This is a genomic window from Thiomonas sp. DCM-2 (assembly GCF_056820905.1).
In genome coordinates, this window is record NZ_CM165962.1 from 1,168,785 (window position 1) to 1,188,074 (window position 19,290).

At 64.4% G+C, this 19,290-nt stretch carries 18 protein-coding genes and 1 tRNA gene; 10 read left to right on the top strand and 9 right to left on the bottom strand.

Annotation, left to right across the window (positions count from 1 at the left end; all coding sequences use genetic code 11):
* Positions 1-18: 18 nt before the first annotated feature.
* Together AC1ZQA_RS05660 and AC1ZQA_RS05665 are read right to left on the bottom strand one after the other, a co-directional pair.
* Positions 19-2,934 carry an ankyrin repeat domain-containing protein gene (locus tag AC1ZQA_RS05660; RefSeq protein WP_482678844.1) on the bottom strand — a complete coding sequence of 972 codons (2,916 nt, stop codon included), beginning with the start codon at positions 2,932-2,934 and terminating at the stop codon, positions 19-21.
* A gap of 359 nt (positions 2,935-3,293) precedes the next feature.
* Positions 3,294-3,369 (bottom strand) — tRNA-Arg (locus tag AC1ZQA_RS05665).
* A gap of 331 nt (positions 3,370-3,700) precedes the next feature.
* On the opposite strand from AC1ZQA_RS05665, the gene AC1ZQA_RS05670 reads away from it, so the two are divergent.
* Entirely contained in the window at positions 3,701-4,282 is a 582-nt protein-coding gene (locus AC1ZQA_RS05670; RefSeq protein WP_482678845.1) for a c-type cytochrome, read from the top strand.
* 88 nt (positions 4,283-4,370) lie between these two features.
* Here the strand turns inward: AC1ZQA_RS05670 and AC1ZQA_RS05675 are convergent, their stop codons facing one another.
* The 5 genes from AC1ZQA_RS05675 to AC1ZQA_RS05695 all read right to left on the bottom strand — a co-directional run bounded on the left by AC1ZQA_RS05675 (position 4,371) and on the right by AC1ZQA_RS05695 (position 8,232).
* Complete coding sequence (locus tag AC1ZQA_RS05675; RefSeq protein ID WP_482678846.1) at positions 4,371-4,943, bottom strand: DUF2946 family protein; 573 nt, start codon at positions 4,941-4,943, stop codon at positions 4,371-4,373.
* A 23-nt stretch (positions 4,944-4,966) separates the two neighbouring features.
* Positions 4,967-5,956: a YheT family hydrolase gene (locus AC1ZQA_RS05680; RefSeq protein WP_482678847.1), complete on the bottom strand. Its 990-nt coding sequence runs from the start codon at positions 5,954-5,956 to the stop codon at positions 4,967-4,969.
* A gap of 80 nt (positions 5,957-6,036) precedes the next feature.
* Complete coding sequence (locus tag AC1ZQA_RS05685) at positions 6,037-6,489, bottom strand: YybH family protein (protein ID WP_482678848.1); 453 nt, start codon at positions 6,487-6,489, stop codon at positions 6,037-6,039.
* Positions 6,490-6,515: 26 nt separating this feature from the next.
* On the bottom strand, positions 6,516-7,391 hold the full coding sequence (purU, locus tag AC1ZQA_RS05690; protein WP_482678849.1) for a formyltetrahydrofolate deformylase: 876 nt from the start codon (positions 7,389-7,391) through the stop codon (positions 6,516-6,518).
* 109 nt (positions 7,392-7,500) lie between these two features.
* Positions 7,501-8,232 carry an SIMPL domain-containing protein gene (locus tag AC1ZQA_RS05695; protein WP_482678850.1) on the bottom strand — a complete coding sequence of 244 codons (732 nt, stop codon included), beginning with the start codon at positions 8,230-8,232 and terminating at the stop codon, positions 7,501-7,503.
* Positions 8,233-8,337: 105 nt separating this feature from the next.
* Here AC1ZQA_RS05695 and AC1ZQA_RS05700 point away from each other — a divergent pair, with 105 nt between their 5' ends.
* On the top strand, positions 8,338-9,813 hold the full coding sequence (locus AC1ZQA_RS05700) for a DegQ family serine endoprotease (protein ID WP_482678851.1): 1,476 nt from the start codon (positions 8,338-8,340) through the stop codon (positions 9,811-9,813).
* Between the two features lie 181 nt (positions 9,814-9,994).
* On the opposite strand, the gene AC1ZQA_RS05705 is transcribed toward AC1ZQA_RS05700, so the two are convergent.
* Complete coding sequence (locus tag AC1ZQA_RS05705) at positions 9,995-10,513, bottom strand: tyrosine-type recombinase/integrase (protein ID WP_482678852.1); 519 nt, start codon at positions 10,511-10,513, stop codon at positions 9,995-9,997.
* A gap of 326 nt (positions 10,514-10,839) precedes the next feature.
* On the opposite strand from AC1ZQA_RS05705, the gene AC1ZQA_RS05710 reads away from it, so the two are divergent.
* The 8 genes from AC1ZQA_RS05710 (at position 10,840) to AC1ZQA_RS05745 (ending at position 16,892) form a co-directional block, all read left to right on the top strand.
* Positions 10,840-11,631, top strand: a complete 792-nt coding sequence (locus AC1ZQA_RS05710) for a hypothetical protein (RefSeq protein ID WP_482678853.1) — start codon at positions 10,840-10,842, stop codon at positions 11,629-11,631.
* A gap of 90 nt (positions 11,632-11,721) precedes the next feature.
* Positions 11,722-11,949 (top strand): GIY-YIG nuclease family protein, encoded by a 228-nt coding sequence (locus tag AC1ZQA_RS05715; RefSeq protein ID WP_482678854.1) that lies wholly within the window; start codon positions 11,722-11,724, stop codon positions 11,947-11,949.
* An 82-nt stretch (positions 11,950-12,031) separates the two neighbouring features.
* On the top strand, positions 12,032-13,489 hold the full coding sequence (locus AC1ZQA_RS05720) for an IS5 family transposase (protein ID WP_482677112.1): 1,458 nt from the start codon (positions 12,032-12,034) through the stop codon (positions 13,487-13,489).
* Positions 13,474-13,965, top strand: a complete 492-nt coding sequence (locus AC1ZQA_RS05725) for a hypothetical protein (protein ID WP_482678855.1) — start codon at positions 13,474-13,476, stop codon at positions 13,963-13,965. Before AC1ZQA_RS05720 ends, AC1ZQA_RS05725 begins: the two co-directional genes overlap by 16 nt.
* Positions 13,966-14,228: 263 nt before the next feature.
* Positions 14,229-14,681 carry a RidA family protein gene (locus tag AC1ZQA_RS05730; RefSeq protein ID WP_482678856.1) on the top strand — a complete coding sequence of 151 codons (453 nt, stop codon included), beginning with the start codon at positions 14,229-14,231 and terminating at the stop codon, positions 14,679-14,681.
* Position 14,682: 1 nt separating this feature from the next.
* On the top strand, positions 14,683-15,156 hold the full coding sequence (locus tag AC1ZQA_RS05735) for a GNAT family N-acetyltransferase (RefSeq protein WP_482678857.1): 474 nt from the start codon (positions 14,683-14,685) through the stop codon (positions 15,154-15,156).
* Positions 15,153-16,256, top strand: coding sequence for a calcium:cation antiporter (locus tag AC1ZQA_RS05740; protein WP_482678858.1), 1,104 nt, complete (start codon positions 15,153-15,155; stop codon positions 16,254-16,256). The genes AC1ZQA_RS05735 and AC1ZQA_RS05740 overlap by 4 nt, the downstream gene beginning before the upstream one ends.
* A gap of 120 nt (positions 16,257-16,376) precedes the next feature.
* Positions 16,377-16,892 (top strand): OmpA family protein, encoded by a 516-nt coding sequence (locus AC1ZQA_RS05745; RefSeq protein WP_482678859.1) that lies wholly within the window; start codon positions 16,377-16,379, stop codon positions 16,890-16,892.
* A gap of 50 nt (positions 16,893-16,942) precedes the next feature.
* On the opposite strand, the gene parC is transcribed toward AC1ZQA_RS05745, so the two are convergent.
* Complete coding sequence (gene parC / locus AC1ZQA_RS05750; protein WP_482678860.1) at positions 16,943-19,282, bottom strand: DNA topoisomerase IV subunit A; 2,340 nt, start codon at positions 19,280-19,282, stop codon at positions 16,943-16,945.
* Positions 19,283-19,290 lie beyond the last annotated feature (8 nt).

Sequence of the window (19,290 nt, forward strand, 5' to 3'; positions counted from 1 at the left end):
CAACTCGTACCGCAGACATCAAACGGCTGCATCCTGGACCGTCGAGGGCGCTCGGGTGAGATCGTCCTCATCGCCTGTGCCCCGCAGAACCCAGTCGGCCTGCAATATTCCGTAGACCGGCGCCCAGGTTTGCGCGTCCGTTCCTGTGCGCAGCAGCATGTCGGTGTTGGGCAGGTAGTGTCCGTTGGCCGTTCGGATCCACAGGCGCCGAGCCGGGCGGTAGCTGCTTTGTGCCTCGGCACGCGCCAGCACCTGATTCACATGACTGCGCTTGCGCCGGTGCGCAGGCCAAACCGTCTCGGGCAGGGTGAGCAGGACATCGAGGAGCATGTCAGCAAAAAAGCCGCGCGCATATTTGTACCGTGGCAGGCTCTTGGGTGTGACCCGCGATGTCAGGGTCTTCAAGCCCGCCAACATCACACTCAGCACCCAGTACTCCGCCTGACCGTGTTCCAGACGCACGAGACGGCCTTCGGTCTGCACGTCCAGAGCCGGTGGTGCAATGCGATCGATCAAGGGGCCCAGGGAGCGTAGGGCATAGGCCGGTTCCTCGATGGCGCGGTTCAGTGCGATGAGCCAGGCGTCTTGGCCGAACTCGTCGCGGACCGACGGGTCGGCGCCGCGCGCCAGCAGCGCATCGACCAATGCCAGATTGCCTGCCTTTGCTGCCATCATCAGAGGGGTCGCTCCCGTGGGGGTGGGGTGGTCAACGCCGTGGACGTCGCATTGCCGCAGGATGTCCTTGAATGCATTGCCTGCGTAGGGCTGGAGCAGACGTTGGCGCATGACCTGGCATGACCGCTGGGCAAACTCCGCCTGCCGATCCCACTCTGTGACGCGTATGCGTGGGTCGCGCACCGGATACATGCCATCGGGGGCGATGCTTCGCGCCTGGGCGAAAGCGGCCTCGCTTGCCAGCCGTTCGATCCACCGGTGTTGACCGTGCCAGAGGGCGTAATCGAGCAGCGCCTGCCGCGGTTTGTTGGAAGGCTGGCGGCGGTCGAGTGCCCTGGGGGCGAGTTCCTCAATGAACGCGCGTGTCCACGGCGTCCAAGGAACCGGCTTGCTGGCCAGGAAGGTTTCGCGGATGGCGCGTGCCTGTTCCTCCTTGCCCTGCAGCGCAAGCTTGCGCGCTTCCATCTCCCATTCCTGGCGGGTTGATTCGGTGCGCGGTACCCCATCGACCGCGGCTTTCTCCTGCAGGCCGAGCACGCCGAACAAGGGGTGCCCGACATCGGATTCGACCAGCGTGACCGTTTCGACCGCGCGGGTGACGGCGACGTACAGCGCGTTGATGTAGAACTTGAACAGTTCGAGCGACTTGTCCGCCTTGTCGCGCGCCCTTGACCAGGCCAGTTCCTCCACCTGCAGATCGTCAGCCGTGACGCCCTCGCACAATGTGGCGTAGGCGCTGCGCTGGCCGCTGACCAGTTGGAACAGAATGACATGCGGATACTCGAGCCCCTTGGCCTCGTGCACCGAAAACACCAGCGGCGTTCGCAGATGCTCGCGCGCAGTGGCCTTGTCCTCGTCGCGCAGCACGACGACGGCATGGTGCACCGACGCCCGGCTTGCGGCGTCGATGTTGCGCAGGACCGCCTCTTTCGCGGGCAGCAGCCGCACTTCGCCGACGCTTGCCGCCGTGCTGCGCACCAGATGGTTGCTCTCCCGGTCGACCGAGCCGAAGCGCGCATGCTTGATGCGCAGCAGGTCGTTGGCCAGACGGGTGATGGCCTGCGCATTGCGGAAATTGCCCTGCAGGATGCGTACGACCTGCTGCGCGGCCTGATCGGCCCCCGCTTCGCGAAACAGCGCGCGCACCGCTGCCCAGGAAAAAAAGTTGGGATGGACGATCTGATGCGCATCTCCGCACAGCAGAAACTGTCCTGGTCGCTTGAGGCTCGCAAGAATGAGATCGAGTTGCACGGGGGTGAGGTCCTGCACCTCGTCGATCACCACGCAGTCGAACTGCGGCTGCACCTGGGGCCGCAGTGCATGGGCGACGAAGTTCAGGTCGAACAGGCCGTCCTCGCCGAGCCATTGCCGGTACTTGAGGAACAGCGCGTGCACGGTCTCGCGCAGATCGGGCGGCACCAGTGACTGACGGATCCCAAGCTGCCGATATACGTCGAGGTCAAGCGGGCCACTGGCTGCAGCCCCGAGCACACCGCGAAACTCCTCGTACAGGGCGTGAGCGTCGAGTTCCGGAGGCAGGCCGCGCAGATCGTGGCGGCGTCGCGCCAACCAGGCGGCAAACGCAGCGAAGGTCACTTCCCGGCCCGCAGGAATCTGCAGGGTGTCGACATAGTCGCGCAAGCTGAGGAACAGCGGTTCTTGGTCTGGATTGACGAACCCATGCGCTTCGAACAAAGTCCGCGCGGACTGTGCGAGGTGGGCCGACTGGGTGATGTACGCAACGGCGCCGGTCTGCTCGCGCAGGCGGCTCAGAGTCACCGCAGTCTTGCCCGACCCGGCTGCGCCGATGATCAACGCGGGCAGAGGCTGACGTTGCGCGCCCTCCTGCTCGGGGTCGAACACGATTGGCTTGTCCAGCAGTTCGAAGCGCTGGCTGTCTGGCCCAATCCAACGCAAGGTCGGGGACTCGGCGCTGTGCTGCTCCACGGCAGGGCGGTCGACCCAGGACTGTGCCTCGATCTTGGTCTCATCGAGTTCGGCGCCGCGCAGGAACCTGGATTTGTCATAAGCATGGTTGGCGATCAGCTCAAGCAGCAGACAAACGGTCTCGTCGCCCGTGCGCAGGAATTGCAGGAGCAGCCGGTCGGCGTCGGATAGCTTTGCACGCCAGTAGGGAGTGGGATGTAGTTTCTTGATGTTGGCCGCTCGCCAATCCTCTGAGGCAATCGCCTTGCTCAGCCGATCGACAGCCGCTTTGTGACGGCCTGGATCGAGGCCTTTGTAGGTCAGAACACGCATGACTTCGGATCGTAACGGCGTGGGGGGGCGGTGGCAGGACGCGAGGCGAGCGGACCAGGCGACCGCGGTTGCTGAGAGTGGCGAATCACTGTGGATGGGCACGGCGCGCAAGGATCAAAAGCCTGGGCGTGCCTGCTCGCCGCGATCCGCTGTGGGCACGAAATGGGCGCAGCTTGGGCACGGCATGGGTACAACTGCAATCACGGCTGCGCTCAAGAGTCTCGCGCGCAGCGGGGTTGCGATGGCTGTTGCGCCCGGTCGTGAGACGGTGCCGAGCCGTCTTGCTGCTGTTTGTGCCCAATCGCCGGGCTGGCAGTTTATCGAAACAAGAGCCCAACCACTTGATTCTTATGGAAAAATGGTGCGTCCGGCTGGAATCGAACCAGCGGCCCTCGGCTTCGGAGGCCGATACTCTATCCACTGAGCTACGGACGCAGACCGTAGAGATGCCAGTTCTGCGCAGACCAGCATCTTAACCTGATCCATGGGGGCACCTGTCAGCCGCATGTTGAGGTGCGGTGACTGCGGCTGCGCAGGTTGATTGACAACCCAGGCTGCGACAGTATGTCGCGTGACTGAACGTAACAGCCTGTGATGTGGATCAATTTCATGGGCTGCTTCTGGCGGTGTTGGGGTTGACCCGGTCGAGGGATCGTGTGCAACGCATATCATGCGGTCTGGATTTTTTAGTCTTTCCACTTTCCAATTCACAGCTATGAGCGCACCGCACTCGAACTCCCACTCGGCCTCCTCCAGCACCAATGACATGTCTGACCTGCCTTTTGCGCCCACCTTGCGCAAAATCCTGGTTGTGATGAGCATTGGTTTTGCCGTCCCGATCATTCTGTTGTTGCTGATCGCCTTCTACATTGGCAGCAGCAGCGAGCCGCCTGCCGGGTCGGAATCGCTGTCGACCGCGGCGGTGGATGCGCGTGTTGCTCAGGTGGGTTCTGCCGCAGTGGCGGCCAGCAGTCAGGCCGCCGCTGCGGCGAATGCCGCGTCCATGTCGACGGTGGCTGCGGCGGCGCCTGCGGCGTCTGCCGCAGCAGCTCCGGCGGGTTCCGGCAGTGGAGCTGCCATGCCGGTGGCCGCAACCAAGGTGGACGGCAAGGGACTGTATGAATCGACCTGCATCGCCTGCCATGGTGCTGGTGTGGCCGGTGCACCCAAGGTGGGCGACAAGGCTGCGTGGGCGCCCATCATTGCCCAGGGTGAAGCGGTGCTGTACGACCGCGCCATTCATGGCTATACCGGCAAGCATGGCGTCATGCCGCCCAAGGGGGGATCAACGGCAAGCGACGACAACGTGAAGGCGGCCGTCGATTACATGGTGGCGCAGTCGAAGTAAGCATGCCCTGACCGCTCCGGGTTCCATCAACCCTGTTGAGCGGTTCGAATCGGAAAGGCCCGCGTCACGCGGGCTTTTTTGTCGGCGTCTACGCAGCCGGATCGGGTTGAAATCCGAAAAACGCCGCCGGGGCGCTGGAGAACTGACCGATGGGCAGCGCTTGTGTGCCGGGCAGTCGCAACTGGATGCCCTGCGCGTCAAGATGATCGGCAAACAGTGGAATGTCGTTGCTGTGCAGCAGGGCACCGCCACGGTCGGTGCGCAGCCAGACCTGCCCCAGCGCATCCAGCCAGATGGATTCCACCGCGCAGGTCAGCCGGGTCTGTGTGCGCCAGAGCCAGCCGTCCTGCGCCGTGTGTTGCAGCCGCACGATCCACGGAGCGGCTTCCAGGCTGACATCCACCCGTTGCGGGCCGTTCTGGAAAAACCACGAACCGTTCGCATCCGCGGCGTAATTGCGGCCGATGAACGCAGCCAGTCCGTCGTGCAGCACGGGGCCGGCATCGGTCTTGTCCAGGCGGCCGTGTGCGTCGCGCGGCCAGACGGCGGGGCCGGCGTGATTGCGCATCCACCATTGCCCGCGCTGGTCGAGCGCCAGCCAGCCGGTGCAGCGCGGGACATGTGGCCAGCGTGCCATGGCCTGGAGAACGGCTGGGTCCATATCAGTCAGTGGGTGTTTTCACTTCAGGTGCCATGCTGGAAGAATTGGAGCAGTCGCCTGGGCAGCCAATCGAGGCGCCCGGGCAGGCCGCCTTGGACAAAGCCCACATGGCCGCCATGTGCCGGCTGTTCGAGACGTACCCAGTTGGACGCATGCCGGGCATCGGGCAGGACGGCTGCGGGCTGGAACGGATCGTTGCGGGCGTTGAGGATGAGGGTGGGCAGGTGCAGTTGGCGCAGATGCGGCTTGCTCGACGCCCGCGCCCAGTAATCGGCCGCGTCGCGGAAGCCGTGGATGGGCGCGGTGAAGGCGTCGTCGAACGCGCCCAGATCGCGGGCGCGGCGCACACGCTGGGCATCGGCCAGACCGGGATGGCGTGCAATCATGCGCAGGGCCTTGGGCTTGAGGGTGCGCAGAAACATGCGGGTGTAGATCTGATAGCTCAGCCCGGTGGCAATCGCCTGGCCACCCGCGGCCAGATCGAGCGGCGCGCTCACCGCAGCAATCGCGCACACCCGGCTGCTCGCGCTGGCGCCTTGCTCCTGCGCCCAGCGCAGCAGTGCGTTGCCGCCGAGCGAGACCCCCGCGGCGTACAGGCGCGTGTGCGGTTGCAGCGCAGCGAAACGCTGCAGAATCCAGTCGATCTCGGCAAAGTCGCCGGAGTGATAGGCGCGCGGGGCGTGGTTGTCTTCGCCCGAGCAGCCGCGGAAATGCGGCACGGCGCATTGCCAGCCCGCTGCAGCGCAGGCCGCGAGCACGGCTTGGGCGTAGTGGCTCTGCGACGATCCTTCGAGGCCGTGGAACAGCACCAGCAGCGGGGCTTCGGGCGGCAGCGGCGCCTGAAGCCAGTCCACATCGATGAAGTCGCCGTCGGGCGTTGTCCAGCGCTCGCGGCGCAGCGCCGGCGCGCGGTCTGCTGCGCGCGAGATCAGCGCAGGGATAACGGTCTGCAACTGACCGCCGGGCAGCCAGCGCGGCGCGGTGTACGGCGGGACGGGTCTGGGCGCGGGCATGGACGCGAGGACGGCAGAAGCTGGCAGAAGTGGCGTGGCAGAAGCGCGCACGCCTTTCACGTTAGCGCAAACCAGCGGAGTCAGTGCAGCATGTCACCGGGTGTCATGGCGTCCAGTGGGGTTTGGGGCGTGCCCGGGCTGGCGTGGTGCAGCACCATGCGCCACCCGGAGGCGGTTTGCACGAAGGCATTGGTGGCCAGCACGAAGCCCCATTGCGGCTTGCCATCCACCTCCACCTGCACGCGCTCGACCACGCTGTGCGTTGCGCTGGTCATGCTGTGCCAGCGGTGCTGCACTTCCGCGTTGATCTGCAGGGCTCCGTTGGAGAACAACTGCGCAAAACCGTCGCGGATGGCTGCGGTGCCGTCGAGCCGCTGCCCGCCGGGGTGGATGCAGCAGATCTCTTCGTCCTCGGCCCACAGCGCCATCAGCGCATCGAGGTTGCCGCTGGCCAGCGCGTCGTAAAACGCGGCTTCCACATCATCGGGAGAGTTGGTCCAGGGCGTCTGGGGTGGGAGCTTGCGGCGGGGCATGGGCGGTCTCGGTTGTGGGGATGGCGTCAGCGGAACACCACGGTCTTGTGACTGTTGCGCAGGATGCGGTGTTCCACCTGCCAGCGCACCGCACGGGCGAGCACCACGCTCTCCACGTCCTGCCCGACCGCGGTGAGGTCGGCGGCGGTCATGGTGTGATCGACACGCTCCACATCCTGCTCGATGATCGGGCCTTCGTCGAGGTCGGCGGTGACATAGTGCGCCGTGGCGCCGATGAGCTTGACGCCGCGGGCGTACGCCTGCGCATAGGGGCGCGCGCCCTTGAAGCTGGGCAGGAAGGAATGGTGGATGTTGATGGCGCGGCCGTCGAGCTGCTGGCAGAACTCGGGGCTGAGGATCTGCATGTAGCGCGCAAGAATCAGGAGTTCCGCGCCGGTGCGCTGCATGATCTCGGCAATCTTTTGCTCCTGCGTGCGCTTGTCCTGCGCACTGGCGCCTGCGGCCAGCGGCAGATGATGAAAGTCCAGGCCGTAGCTGCGGGTGAGGTCGGCAAAGACCGTGTGATTGGAGACCACGCCGCCGATGTCCATGGGCAGTTGTCCGGCCTTCCAGCGGTAGAGCAGGTCGTTGAGACAATGCCCGTGCTGGCTGACGGCAATCACCACCTTGGGCCGCACCCGCAGATCGTGGAACTGCGCCTGCATGTCAAAGCGCTTGCGCACGTCGCCGAACAACAGAGCGAGCTGGGCGGCGTCCTGCAGGTGCTCGGGCGCGGAAAAATGCACCCGCATGAAGAACAGCTGGGTGTCGGCGTCGCCGTACTGCTGCGAATCCATGATGTTGCATCCAGCCTGGTAGAGCAGGCCAGAGACCGAATGCACGATGCCCGGCGCGTCCGGGCAGGACAGGGTGAGAACGAATTCTGGGTTGGTGTGCGGCATACCGGGCCGCGCTGGCGGCGGTGGGTTGAACGGCAAAGCACGCGATTTTAGGCCGGAAGGCCATCCCGGCCGCCATGGCGCCTGCAGGCGCCATGGCCCTTTGCGGTGCTCAGCGGGTGAGTTGGACGGAGCCTTGCACGTTGATCTGCAAGGGGGTGCGCCCGGTTGCCAGCGGCACGGCGGGTGCGCTGTCGGCGGCCATGGTGGCTTCGGCGCGCATCAGCATCGGGCGGGGTTGCGGCATCTGGCCTTGCAACGGTTCGATCTGCAAGGTTCGCAGGGTATAGGCGGCATAGCCCAGGGCGTGCGCCGCAGTGGCGGCCTTGGCCTTGAAGCGGGCGATGGCCGATTCGATCAAGGCGGTTTCCTCGCGCTCGCGCAGGGCGCGGGACACCTCGAAGCCGTTGGAGTCGATCATCAAGCCCTGCTGGGCGAGCTGCCCGGCGAGCTTGCCCAGTGCGGCGACATCGTGCGATTTCAGAATCAGCCCGGCGCGCACCGTCCAGCCATCGCGCTGCGACTGGTTGTTCACCGTTTTCCAGCGCGGCTGGGTGCTGAAACCGCCGCTGCTGGCTTCCACGCCCGGCACGGCGCGCGCCTGCTGCAGCGCAGCGTCGAGGCTCTTGCTGACCTGCGCGGTGAGGCTGGCGGAATCCATCCCGCTGCGCTCGGCGGCCAGGGCGATGACCGCCAGATCAGGCACGACCTCAACCTGTGCCGAGGCCTGCAGATCAACCACGCCGACGGGCGGTGGCGCTGCGGTCTGGGCCGAGGCGGCGGCGCACAGCATCAGGCTGGCGATCAACGAAACGGTGGTGTGCTGCAGTTGGCGCAATGACATGCTGACTCTCCAAATGGCCTGCGATCAAGGCCTTAAGGCGAGTCTAAGGCGACGCAGCGAACATTCCCCCATCGCAATTTCGTTTGACTCGTTTCGGAGGTCGTCATGCAAACCAGAAAACTTTGGACCGCTCTCGCGGCAGCGGGCATCATCGCCGGGGCAGGCACCATGGCCTACCAGTTCAGTTACGCCGAGCAGGCACCGCAAGTGGAGATGAACCACAAGGTCGTGCCGCTGTTCAACAATCCGCCGGTGGCGCCGATGACCAGTGTGGTGACCAGTGCGCCGAATTTCGCCTCCATCGTGAAAGCCTACGGGCCTGCAGTGGTGCACATCAATGTGAAGGGCGAAACCAAGGAAGCGGTGCAGCAGCAGATTCCCAAGCAGTTCCAGAACGACCCGTTCTTCCGCTTCTTCCAGCAGTTCAACAACGGCCAGCAGCAGGAAGTGCCCACCGAAGGGCTGGGCTCCGGGTTCATCATCAGCTCGGACGGGTTGATTCTGACCAACGCGCACGTCGTGAAGGGCGCCAGCTCGGTGCGGGTGACACTCACCGACCATCGCACCTACAAGGCCAAGGTGCTGGGCTATGACACCAAGACCGACATCGCGGTGATCCAGATCCCGGCGACCAATCTGCCGACCGTGCGCCTGGGCAATCCCAACAACCTCGAGCCGGGCGACTGGGTGCTGGCCATCGGCTCGCCCTATGGCTTTTACAACACCGTGACTGCCGGCATCGTCAGCGCCAAGAGCCGTTCGCTGCCCGACGACAGCATGGTGCCGTTCATCCAGACCGACGTGGCGGTGAACCCTGGCAATTCCGGTGGCCCGCTGTTCAACACCAAGGGCGAAGTGGTCGGCATCAACTCGCAGATCTTCACCCAGACCGGCGCGTTTGAAGGCTTGTCCTTCGCCATCCCGATCAATGTGGCCGAGCGCGTGGCCAAGCAGATCATCGAGCACGGCAAGGTCGAGCATGCCCGCCTGGGCATCGCGGTGCAGACCGTGTCGCAAAGCCTGGCGACGTCCTTCGGCCTGCAGACCCCGCGCGGTGCGCTGGTGGCGCAGGTGGAAAAGGACAGCCCCGCATCCAAGGCGGGTCTGCAGCCGGGCGACATCATCCTCAGCGTGAACGGCCAGCCGGTGAACGACTCGGCCGACCTGCCGATGATGATCGGCCTGTCCGCGCCCGGCACCAAGGTCACTCTGGGCGTGTGGCATGACCACAAGCAGCAGACGGTCACCGCAGTGCTGGGCAACTTCAGCGACAACGTCACCCTGGCGTCGGCCAGCCCGGGCGCGCACGGCGATCACGGCGGCCTTGGCCTGGTGGTGCGTCCGCTCAACGCCAGCGAAGAGCAGCAGGCTGGCGTGTCGCACGGCCTGCTGGTCGAGGGGGTCAGCGGCCCGGCAGAAGAAGCGGGCATTCAGCCGGGAGACATTCTGATCGCGGTCGATGGCAAGTCGGTCAACACCATCGACCAGGTGCGCAACATTCTCAAGGGCGCGGGCAAGTCCGTGGCCCTGCTGATTCAGCGCGGCAGCAATCGCATCTTCGTGCCGGTGCAGATCGGCTGAGCGTCCGCAACCGCTCACTTCCTTTCCTCCAAGCAGTGTTTGGCGGGGCCGCTGGCCCCGCTTTTTTATGGGCGTGTGGAGAGGGGCTGGAAGTCAACAGGCATGAGGGGCGATCTCGACCTGCTGCAGCCAGTGACGTTTGAGCCGTCAAAGGCTGCGCAAGACCAAGCGGAATCGTCCGTCATGATGCCAAGCCGCCGGGCGCATCCAGCGGGCTGGCCGCGCCGCCCGCCGCCACCTTCAGCACATGGGTGTCAATCATCAAAGTGCTCACGTCCAAATGGCCAAGCAATTCCTGCACCGTGCGGATGTCAGTGCCGGCCTGCGGCAGATGCGTAGCGAAGGAATGGCGCAGGGTGTGCACGGACACGGGCTTGGCGATGTGTGCCGCCGCGCTGGCCAGCTTGATGGCGCGCTGCAGACGCTCCCCATCCAGGTGATGCCGACGCTCGAAGCCCGAGCGCGGATCGAGCGACAGCCTGGGCGCCGGAAACACCCAGAACCAGCCCCAGCGGCGCCCCAGGTTGGGATATTTCACCGCCAGCGCATTCGGCACCTCGCCGCCCAGTACCTCACGATACAGAAACAACAGCGCGCTCAGCACCTGGTTGTGGGTGGACGCCGAGACCTGGCGCTCATTTGCCAGCATGGACAGAAAGTCCTGCACGTCCCCGGCGCCCATCTCCCGAGGGTGCCGCATCGACCCACCCCGGCCGCTCCAGCGCACGAAAAACCGCACCCCATACCGATATGCCGCTCGGTGCGCAGGCTATAGTGCCTGTACCGCATCACCTCGCTCAACTGATCGAGCAGGCGTGGTGACTGGGGAGAATAGGCGACCGGGTTGATGGCGATCTGGATTATTGTTTTTATAAACAGTACATCGCCCGCAAGCTCATTGTCAGGTGGCTTCCAGACGATCGGCGCGCTCAGGGCAAGAGTGGAACACCGAGGTTATTCTGTCGGATAACATCGGGTTGTCGAGTTATTCGACGATCTACATTTCGTTAGCCCATAGGGAGAAATATGAAGCGCTACGAAGAAAGCCTGTTTACAGTTCGGTTCATCGGCCCGAAGCTTGATACAGTTGGCGTGGGCATTTATGACCTTGGCTTAACACTCGTGGCATTTCAGCGCCTTGTGCACAAGGCTTATTTGGCAAAAACCGACAACGTTCGTAAAGGTGCTTTCCCTGATAAGAATCAACGCCAAGAACTTTCTCTGCAAATTGGAGAAAGGCGCCGCAAATCGGATGCATTTGGGTTAATACCAATCATTACAAACACAACGACACTTCAAACCCTAAAGTACTGCGCTGATGCCGTATTCAACGGGGTTGTTGGTTATTACTCTGGCAAGGTCATTGAACGCCTGAGAAGCGAAAAAGACGAAACAAAGAAACTGTTTATCGGTTCCATTTACTCAGAAGTGACTAACATTATTGGCCGCATAGACGGTGGGGCGGCAATTCACGGCATAGAAATAAATGCCCCGTCCTTACCGAACGCTCGACCCCTTCTATTTGATGAAGCAAAAAAAGAACAAATTAATTCTCTTCGTGACGAGTATTTTCTTGGTGAAGCTCAAGAAATTACTGGTGAAGTATTCAAGCTCTATCCAAACAGCGGAATCGTTGCAATTCGACAATCGAAGAGGGGAAAATGCACGGTATATCTTGAACCCGATCTATTCGACAAAATTCGATACGCTGAGCCTGGCCAAAACAAAGTGAAGTTCATTGGCCGTCCTCGCTACGCGCTTGGTGTTGAAACCAAAGCGATAACGGAATTTGAGGCTTATGCAATTGATTTCGTATAGGGCTAACCTGCCGTTCGAGTAGTACGGCGCAAAAGCGCGCCGCCCCCCAACTCTACGTTAGCCGCTATCTGGTCGGATCAGTAAAGCGTCATGAGTCCCTACTACATTTATGCACTGAAAGATCCGAGGTCTTCTCCGGCAAAGCCCTTCTACATCGGGAAAGGCACAGGCAATCGCGCGTGGGATCACACCTTGCGCGTCGACGCGACGCGCAAGGGGAAACGCATCGCTGAAATTCAAAAACAAGGACATGAGGTCGTAACGGCAGTGCTTGCCGATCAATTAGTCCCCCCTGCAAAACCCCTGCACCCCGCATGAATGCACACTTTGTTGTGTTTTTCGGTGCACCGAATCCCTTGAGAAACGTTATGGTGGAGGCGATTTTCTGAGGGATTTCTGGATGGCAACGCCCGACTTTTTCCGCAGCCGCATCGACGCGATGATCAACCTGGGCGACCCGCTGGCGGTGCTGGCCACACGACTGCCCTGGGCGCAACTGGAGGCGGCCATTGCCGAGAAGTTTGCGCGCCAAGTGCGCGCAGGCACCGTGGTCGAAGGCATGGACCTGTTCGGCCCCAATCAGGCACTTGTGGGTGCAGGCGCCAGTGCTGCGGGTCGTCCACGGCTGCCCCTGCGGCTGATGATCAGCCTGCTGTATCTGAAGCACACCTTCAACGTCAGCGATGAGGAACTGGTCGTGCGCTGGAGCGAGAACGTGCTGTGGCAGTTCTTCTCGGGCCAGGCGTACTTTGAACACCGCCTGCCGTGCGACGCGACCCAGGTCGGGAGGTTTCGCCGCGCCTTGGGGGAAGACGGCCTGGAAGAACTCCTCAAGGCCACCATCGACACGGCTGTGGCCACCCGCGCCGTGCAGCCCCAGGAGCTGCAGCGGGTGATCGTCGACACCACCGTGCAGGAGAAGGCCATCGCCCACCCCACCGACAGCCGCCTGCTGGAGATCGCCCGCCACAAGGTGGTGCGCAGCGCCAAACAAGCAGGCATCCCCCTCAAGCAGACCTACGCCAAGGAAGGCAAGGCCTTGCGCTTCAAGGCGGCAGGCTATGCCCACGCCAAGCAATTGCGGCGTCTGCAGCGCGTGATCAAACGCCAGCGCACGATCCTGGGGATTGTGCTGCGCGCGGTGCAGCGCACGCTTCAGGCGGCGGACTTTGTCCCGTCTTCCCCCAAAGCGCTGGCTGCGCTCCAGGAGTGGATGGCCCGGGCTGAAGCCGTGCGCACGCAGCAACCCAAAGACAAGAACAAACTCTACGCCCTGCATGCCCCGGAGGTGGAGTGCATCGGCAAGGGCAAGGCGCGCAAGCCCTACGAGTTTGGGGTGAAGACGGCCGTGGTGGTCTCGCACCAGCAGGGGCTGATGCTGGGGGCGCGCACCTTCCCCGGCAATCCCTATGACGGCCACATCCTGCATGCGGCACTGGAACAGGCCACCATTCTGATGCAGGACTGGGCCGTGACCATCCAACATGTCGTCGTCGATCTGGGCTTTCGCGGGGTGGATGCCGACAACCCGGGCCGGCACATCCTGCACCGCGGCAAGTTCAAGCGCCTGACTGCACAGCAGCGCACCTGGCTGCGCCGCCGCTCGGCGGTAGAGCCGGCCATCGGACACTTGAAGGCCGATCACCGCCTGGATCGCTGCTGGCTCAAGGGGGCGCTGGGCGATGCGCTGCACGCCCTGAGCTGCGCGGCGGGCTACAACATCAAATGGCTGCTGCGCGCCATCGTCCGTCTGGGCCTGGGCCCGGTTTTTTTGCGCCTGCTGCGCCAGGCGCTGGGGGGTGCGCGGGCGATGGGCGCCTCACCGCCCGCCCGCTGCCCCGCTTGGGCACTGGCCTGAGACTGTGGGCTCGCCGCCCCAATCCCGACGCGGCTGTCTCATGGGGTGGCGTTCCGTCCGGTTGGGGAACGGAAAACGAATTTTGCAGGGGCGACCAATTAACCGAAGCACAGGCGCTGAAATTGGAAGCTGAGTTAATCGCGGCGTTCGGCACTGAAGACATAGGCGGGCTTCTCACAAACTCGGTAATGCCGTCTGGCACCGCACCAAAGACTCGGCGTAACTTAACGGTTCCCGCTGGCGTTGTCGAAAAAGCGCAAATTGGCTTGGAACTCCTAAAAGCCGCAATTCTTGAGCTAGCCCAAGCCAACCCTGAAGGTATCACCAATTCCGACGCGTCCAAGTCTCTTGGCCTTCAGAGCGATTACGCCGGCGGTTCCAAAGACTATCTCGCATGGAGTGTTCTTGGCCTACTCATGCGGGAAGGAAAAATGGTTCGTGTGGAGGAAAGGAAACATCGTGCCGTTGTTCGTTAAAACCACGGCTAATAATCGCTTCGAGGGGGACGCTACAACAACCGGCTTCGGCGCCTGTTTCCGCGCCCATCAAACTCTACGTTACGGCCACGCCATCGAGCCTGCAAGTGCGTGACGGTTTCCGAGCGATCGCTCCTGGGCCGACACCGGCCGACAGATCGTGGGGCTCTTCAAGGCCTTTCAACGCCCACTCTGTGATCTTTCCATGAGCGCGGGCGTCTGGGCACTGGCCCTAAACTGAGGCTTTCCTGTCGGAGCTTCTCATGTCGATTGCGCAAACCCTCAAGCATCTGGGCATCACCCTGCCGCCCGTGTCCATCCCTGCCGCTGCCTATGTGCCCTTTGTGCAGACCGGCAATCTGGTCTTTCTGTCCGGCCACATTGCGAAAAAAGACGGCAAGGTGTGGACCGGCCAGCTCGGCACGGACATGGACACCGCGACGGCCAGGGAGGCGGCGCGTGCCGTTGCCATCGACCTGCTGGGCACATTGCAGGCGGCCGTGGGTGATCTGGAGCGGGTCAGGCGCGTGGTCAAGCTGATGGGCCTGGTGAACTCGGCACCGCACTTCACCGAGCACCACTTGGTGATCAACGGCGCGTCCGAACTGATCGCGCAGGTGTTCGGCGAGCGCGGTGCGCATGCCCGCAGCGCCTTCGGCGTGGCGCAGCTGCCGATGGGCGCCGCAGTGGAGATCGAGCTCATCGCCGAGGTCTGAGTTGATCCGCTCGGCCTGCCTGGACGACGCATCGGCGCTTGCCGGTTTGTCCACCCAGCTCGGCTATCCGGCAGACGTCGGCGCGATGCGCCAGCGGCTGGCGCTGCTGCTGCCCGCGCCCGATCATGCGGTGTTCGTCGCCGTGCGCAACGCGCAGGTGATCGCCTGGATGCATGTGCTCGCGGTGCTGCATCTGGAGACCGGGCCGTTTGCCGAAATTGCCGGGCTGGTGGTGGATGAGGCGCAGCGCGGCGCGGGCATCGGGGCGGCGCTGGTGCAGCGCGCGGCCGACTGGGCGCGGGCGCAGGGCCTGCCCACGTTGGTTGTGCGCAGCCGCGCCGAGCGCCTGCGTACCCACCGGTTCTACCAGCGGCTGGGTTTTGTGCAGCAGAAGGTGCAGCATGTGTTCAGCCTGGATCTCGATCACGCCGACGCAGGCCCACAAGCGTGTTTTCGACCCCCGGAGCGCGCATGAAGCGGAAGAATGAGACCGTGATGTCCTTGGGGGAGCGGCTGTTTGCGCTGTTCCCGCTGCTGGCGCTGGGCGTTCTCGGCATGGCGCTGTGGAAGCCGGGGCAGGCGTTCGTGCTGCTGGCAAGTGGCGTGGCGCTGATCGGTGCGGTCAGCGCGGCGGTGCATCATGCGGAAGTGGTGGCGCACCGGGTGGGCGAGCCGTTCGGCACCCTGGTGCTTGCGCTGGCGGTCACCATCATCGAAGTGGCGTTGATCGTCTCGATGATGCTCACCTCCGATCCGGCCAAGGCCGCCACGCTCACGCGTGACACCATTTACTCCACGGTCATGATCATCACTGGCGGCGTGCTTGGCCTGAGCCTGCTCGCAGGTGGCCTGCGTCACCGGGTGCAGAGCTTTCAGACCGAGGGCGCGCGCCCGGCGCTGGCAATCCTGCTGGCGTTGTCCACCCTCATTCTCATCCTGCCGCGGTTTACCGTCAGCGCGCCGGGCGGGCAGTACACCGTGGCGCAGATGCTGTTCATCGCCTCGTGTTCGCTGGTGCTGTGGGGGGTGTTCATCTTTGGGCAGACAGTGCGGCACCGGGAGTATTTTCTCGATGCGGAAGAGGCGGCAGAGCACGCCGCAGACGCGCAGGCGCCGACCCGGCGCGACGCCTGGATCAGCCTGGGGGCATTGCTGCTGGCGCTGGTGGCTGTGGTCGGTCTGGCCAAGACGCTGTCGCCCTCGATCGAGGCGCTGGTGCTGGGCGCCGGACTGCCGCATGCGGTGATCGGCCTGATCATCGCGATGCTGGTGCTGGCGGCGGAAACCGTCGCCTCGGTGCGCGCGGCACTGGCCAATCGTCTGCAGACCAGCCTGAACCTCGCGCTTGGGTCCGCGCTGGCCAGCATCGGCCTGACCATTCCAGTGGTGGTGGGGGTGGCGATCGTGTTTGGTCTGCCGATCGATTTCGGCCTCGGCGACAAGGACATGGTGCTGCTGGTGCTCAGCCTGCTGGTCAGCGTGGTGTCGCTGAGCGCACGCCGCACCGACTTCATGCTCGGCGCAGTGCATCTGGTGGTGTTTGCGGCCTTCCTGTTCCTCACCCTGGCGCCGTGACCTTGCCGCCGCGCGTGTGCTGGCCGGTCATGGCGTGTCCTTAGAATGCGCGCCGATGATCCCGCCGCACGCCGGCAGGCCATGACGCCATGACCCACAGAACACTCAGGAGGATTTGCGATGTTTTTTCAGGATGACGACAACTACGTGCCCATCGTCGGTGTGGTTCTCGCAACCGTGCTGGCGACGGTTGCGGTGATTGTGGGCGTGGCCATCAAGGATGGCGGTTCGGGAACTGCCGCAACAGCGGCGGCTTCGGCTCCGGTGCTGGCGGCTTCCATGCCGCAGGCGCAGGCCGCAGGTGCGGATGAGGCGCGGGTGGTGGTGGAAAACGGTGTGGTCAAGTTCTATTTCGCCAGCGGCAAGGCCGATCTGGCGGCGGGCGCGGACGCTGCGCTCAAGCAGGTGGCGCAGGCCGTGGCGCAGGGGCATTCGGTCGTGGTCAGCGGCTATCACGATGCCACCGGCTCGGCGGCGCTGAACGCCGAACTGGCGAAAAAACGCGCGCTGGCGGTGCGCGACGCCCTGCAAGCGCAGGGCATCCCTGCCGATCGCATCACCCTGGAAAAGCCGACGGAAGCGACCGGTGGCGCCAATGCGGTCGAAGCGCGCCGCGTGGAAGTGGTCGTCAAGTAAATCGGGCACTGCATCGCGCAACGCCCTGCCTTTGCGCAGGGCGTTGTGGTTTATGCGGCCCGGCTGGCCCGGTCTGGCTTGTAGGTCAGGTCGAGTTGGCGTCCGCGTCTGGCGCGCTTGCCTGCGTACACGGCTTGCTGCAGGGCGCTGAGGGGGGTGCTGCGATCCGCGCCGCCGCGGCCCTTGCCGGTGAGGAGCAGGGCATCGCGCTCGGACGCGAGATGGGCGATGCTCACCAGCGACTCGGCGGCGTCCAGTGCCATCAGCGTCACCCCGCGGCCCCCGCGCGCCAGGGTTTTGACTTCGGCTGCCGCGTAGATCAGCAGGCGGCCTTGCGCGCTGAGCAAGGCGAGTCGACCTGTCGGGCCATCGCCGCCGTCGACGGTCAACAGGGGCAAGGGCCGCTGCAGGCTGTCGCCGCCCTCCAGGGTGACGAAGGTCTTGCCGGCGCGCTGGCGGCTCAGGCAGTCGCCCAGGGTGGTGAGGAATCCGAAGCCCTGCGCAGTCCACAGCAGCAGTTGGGTGCTGCGCGCGCCGGCAACATAGTGCAACGCCTGCGTGCCCGGGGCGAGTTCGATGAACGCGGTGATCGGCTGGCCGTCGCCGCGCCCGCCGGGCAGGTCGGCGACCGCCAGTGAATACACCCGGCCATCGCTGCCGAACACCACCAGCGGATCGACGCTGCGGCACTCGAACGTGGCGTAGAGCGCGTCGCCCGGCTTGAAGGTGAGGGACTCCAGCCCCAGGCCGTGGCCTTTTTGCGTGCGCAGCCAGCCTTTTTGCGACACGATGACCGTGACCGGCTCGTCGACCACCTTGACCTCGGCCACCGCCCGCTGCTCCGGCTGGATCAGGGTGCGGCGATCGTCGCCGAACTGTTTGGCGTCTGCCTCGATCTCGCTGATGATGCGGCGGGTCATGGCCTTGTCGTCGGCCAGCAGCTTGCGCAGCTCGGCGGCTTCTGCGCGCTGCGCTTCGAGTTCCTTGTCGATGCGGATGGCTTCCAGCCGCGCAAGCTGGCGCAGCCGCATGTCCAGAATGTCGTCGGCCTGCAGCTCGGTGAGGGAAAAGCGCGCCATCAGCGCGGGCTTGGGGTCGTCGCTGTTGCGGATGGTGTCGATCACCTCGTCGAGGTTGAGCAGCACCTGCTGCCGACCTTCGAGGATGTGGATGCGCGCGTCCACCTGCTCCAGCCGGTGGCGGCTGCGGCGCTGCACCGTGTCGCGGCGGAACGCGATCCACTCGCGCAGGATGTCCATCAGCCCCTTTTGCCGCGGCTTGCCGTCGGTGCCGATCATCACCAGATTGACCGGCACATTGGTCTCCAGGCTGGTGCGCGCCAGCAGGGTGTTGACGAACTCCATCTGGTCCACGCGCGCACTGCGCGGCTCGAACACCAGCCGCACCGCGGCCTCACGGCCGGATTCGTCACGCACGGTGTCGAGCAGGTTGAGCAGGCTGGCCTTGAGCGCGAGTTGCTCGGGCATCAGCGTCTTTTTGCCGGGGCGGATCTTGGGGTTGCTCAGTTCCTCGATTTCTTCGAGCACCTGCTGTGCGCTGGTGCCGTGCGGCAGCTCATGGATCACCAGTTGCCACTGGCCGCGCGCAAGTTCCTCGATGGTCCAGCGCGCCCGCACCTTGAGGCTGCCGCGACCGCTGGCGTAGGCCGCGGCAATGTCCTGCGGGCTGGAGATGAGCTGGCCGCCGGTGGCAAAGTCCGGGCCGGGCAGCAAGGTCAGCACCTCGTCGAGCGTCATCCGCGGGTTTTTGAGCAAGGCGACGCAGGCGCTGGCGACCTCGCGCAGATTGTGTGACGGAATCTCGGTGGCCAGGCCCACGGCGATGCCGCTGGCGCCGTTGAGCAGCACGAATGGCAGCCGCGCGGGCAGCAGCCGCGGCTCGGTGGTCGAGCCGTCGTAGTTGGGAATGAAGTCGACCGTGCCCGCATCGATTTCGGCCAGCAGCAGCCGTGCAATGGGAGACAGCCGCGCCTCGGTGTAGCGCATCGCCGCGGCGCCGTCGCCATCGCGCGAGCCGAAGTTGCCCTGGCCGTCGATCAGCGGATAGCGCTGTGCGAAGTCCTGCGACAGCCGCACCAGCGCGTCGTAGGCGGCCTGATCGCCGTGCGGATGAAAGCGGCCGAGCACGTCGCCCACCACCCGCGCGGACTTGACCGGCTTGGCGTCGGCGGTCAGCCCCATGCGCGACATGGCATAGAGAATGCGCCGCTGCACGGGTTTGAGACCATCGCACACATCGGGCAGGGCGCGGCCCTTGACCACGGAGATGGCATAGTCGAGATAGGCGCGGCGGGCGTAGTCGCCCAGCGCCAGGGTGTCGGCCGCGTCGTCGGGCCGGTCGTCGAATGCGAGGGTGGCTTGTTCGCTCATGTCGTGAC

Excerpts from the sequence above, each read along its gene's own strand:
- AC1ZQA_RS05660 (WP_482678844.1), bottom strand. The coding sequence starts at position 2,934 with ATGCGTGTTCTGACCTACAAAGGCCTCGATCCAGGCCGTCACAAAGCG.
- AC1ZQA_RS05670 (WP_482678845.1), top strand. The coding sequence starts at position 3,701 with ATGTCTGACCTGCCTTTTGCGCCCACCTTGCGCAAAATCCTGGTTGTG.
- AC1ZQA_RS05675 (WP_482678846.1), bottom strand. The coding sequence starts at position 4,943 with ATGGACCCAGCCGTTCTCCAGGCCATGGCACGCTGGCCACATGTCCCG.
- AC1ZQA_RS05680 (WP_482678847.1), bottom strand. The coding sequence starts at position 5,956 with ATGCCCGCGCCCAGACCCGTCCCGCCGTACACCGCGCCGCGCTGGCTG.
- AC1ZQA_RS05685 (WP_482678848.1), bottom strand. The coding sequence starts at position 6,489 with ATGCCCCGCCGCAAGCTCCCACCCCAGACGCCCTGGACCAACTCTCCC.
- purU (WP_482678849.1), bottom strand. The coding sequence starts at position 7,391 with ATGCCGCACACCAACCCAGAATTCGTTCTCACCCTGTCCTGCCCGGAC.
- AC1ZQA_RS05695 (WP_482678850.1), bottom strand. The coding sequence starts at position 8,232 with ATGTCATTGCGCCAACTGCAGCACACCACCGTTTCGTTGATCGCCAGC.
- AC1ZQA_RS05700 (WP_482678851.1), top strand. The coding sequence starts at position 8,338 with ATGCAAACCAGAAAACTTTGGACCGCTCTCGCGGCAGCGGGCATCATC.
- AC1ZQA_RS05705 (WP_482678852.1), bottom strand. The coding sequence starts at position 10,513 with ATGCGGCACCCTCGGGAGATGGGCGCCGGGGACGTGCAGGACTTTCTG.
- AC1ZQA_RS05710 (WP_482678853.1), top strand. The coding sequence starts at position 10,840 with ATGAAGCGCTACGAAGAAAGCCTGTTTACAGTTCGGTTCATCGGCCCG.
- AC1ZQA_RS05715 (WP_482678854.1), top strand. The coding sequence starts at position 11,722 with ATGAGTCCCTACTACATTTATGCACTGAAAGATCCGAGGTCTTCTCCG.
- AC1ZQA_RS05720 (WP_482677112.1), top strand. The coding sequence starts at position 12,032 with ATGGCAACGCCCGACTTTTTCCGCAGCCGCATCGACGCGATGATCAAC.
- AC1ZQA_RS05730 (WP_482678856.1), top strand. The coding sequence starts at position 14,229 with ATGTCGATTGCGCAAACCCTCAAGCATCTGGGCATCACCCTGCCGCCC.
- AC1ZQA_RS05740 (WP_482678858.1), top strand. The coding sequence starts at position 15,153 with ATGAAGCGGAAGAATGAGACCGTGATGTCCTTGGGGGAGCGGCTGTTT.
- AC1ZQA_RS05745 (WP_482678859.1), top strand. The coding sequence starts at position 16,377 with ATGTTTTTTCAGGATGACGACAACTACGTGCCCATCGTCGGTGTGGTT.
- parC (WP_482678860.1), bottom strand. The coding sequence starts at position 19,282 with ATGAGCGAACAAGCCACCCTCGCATTCGACGACCGGCCCGACGACGCG.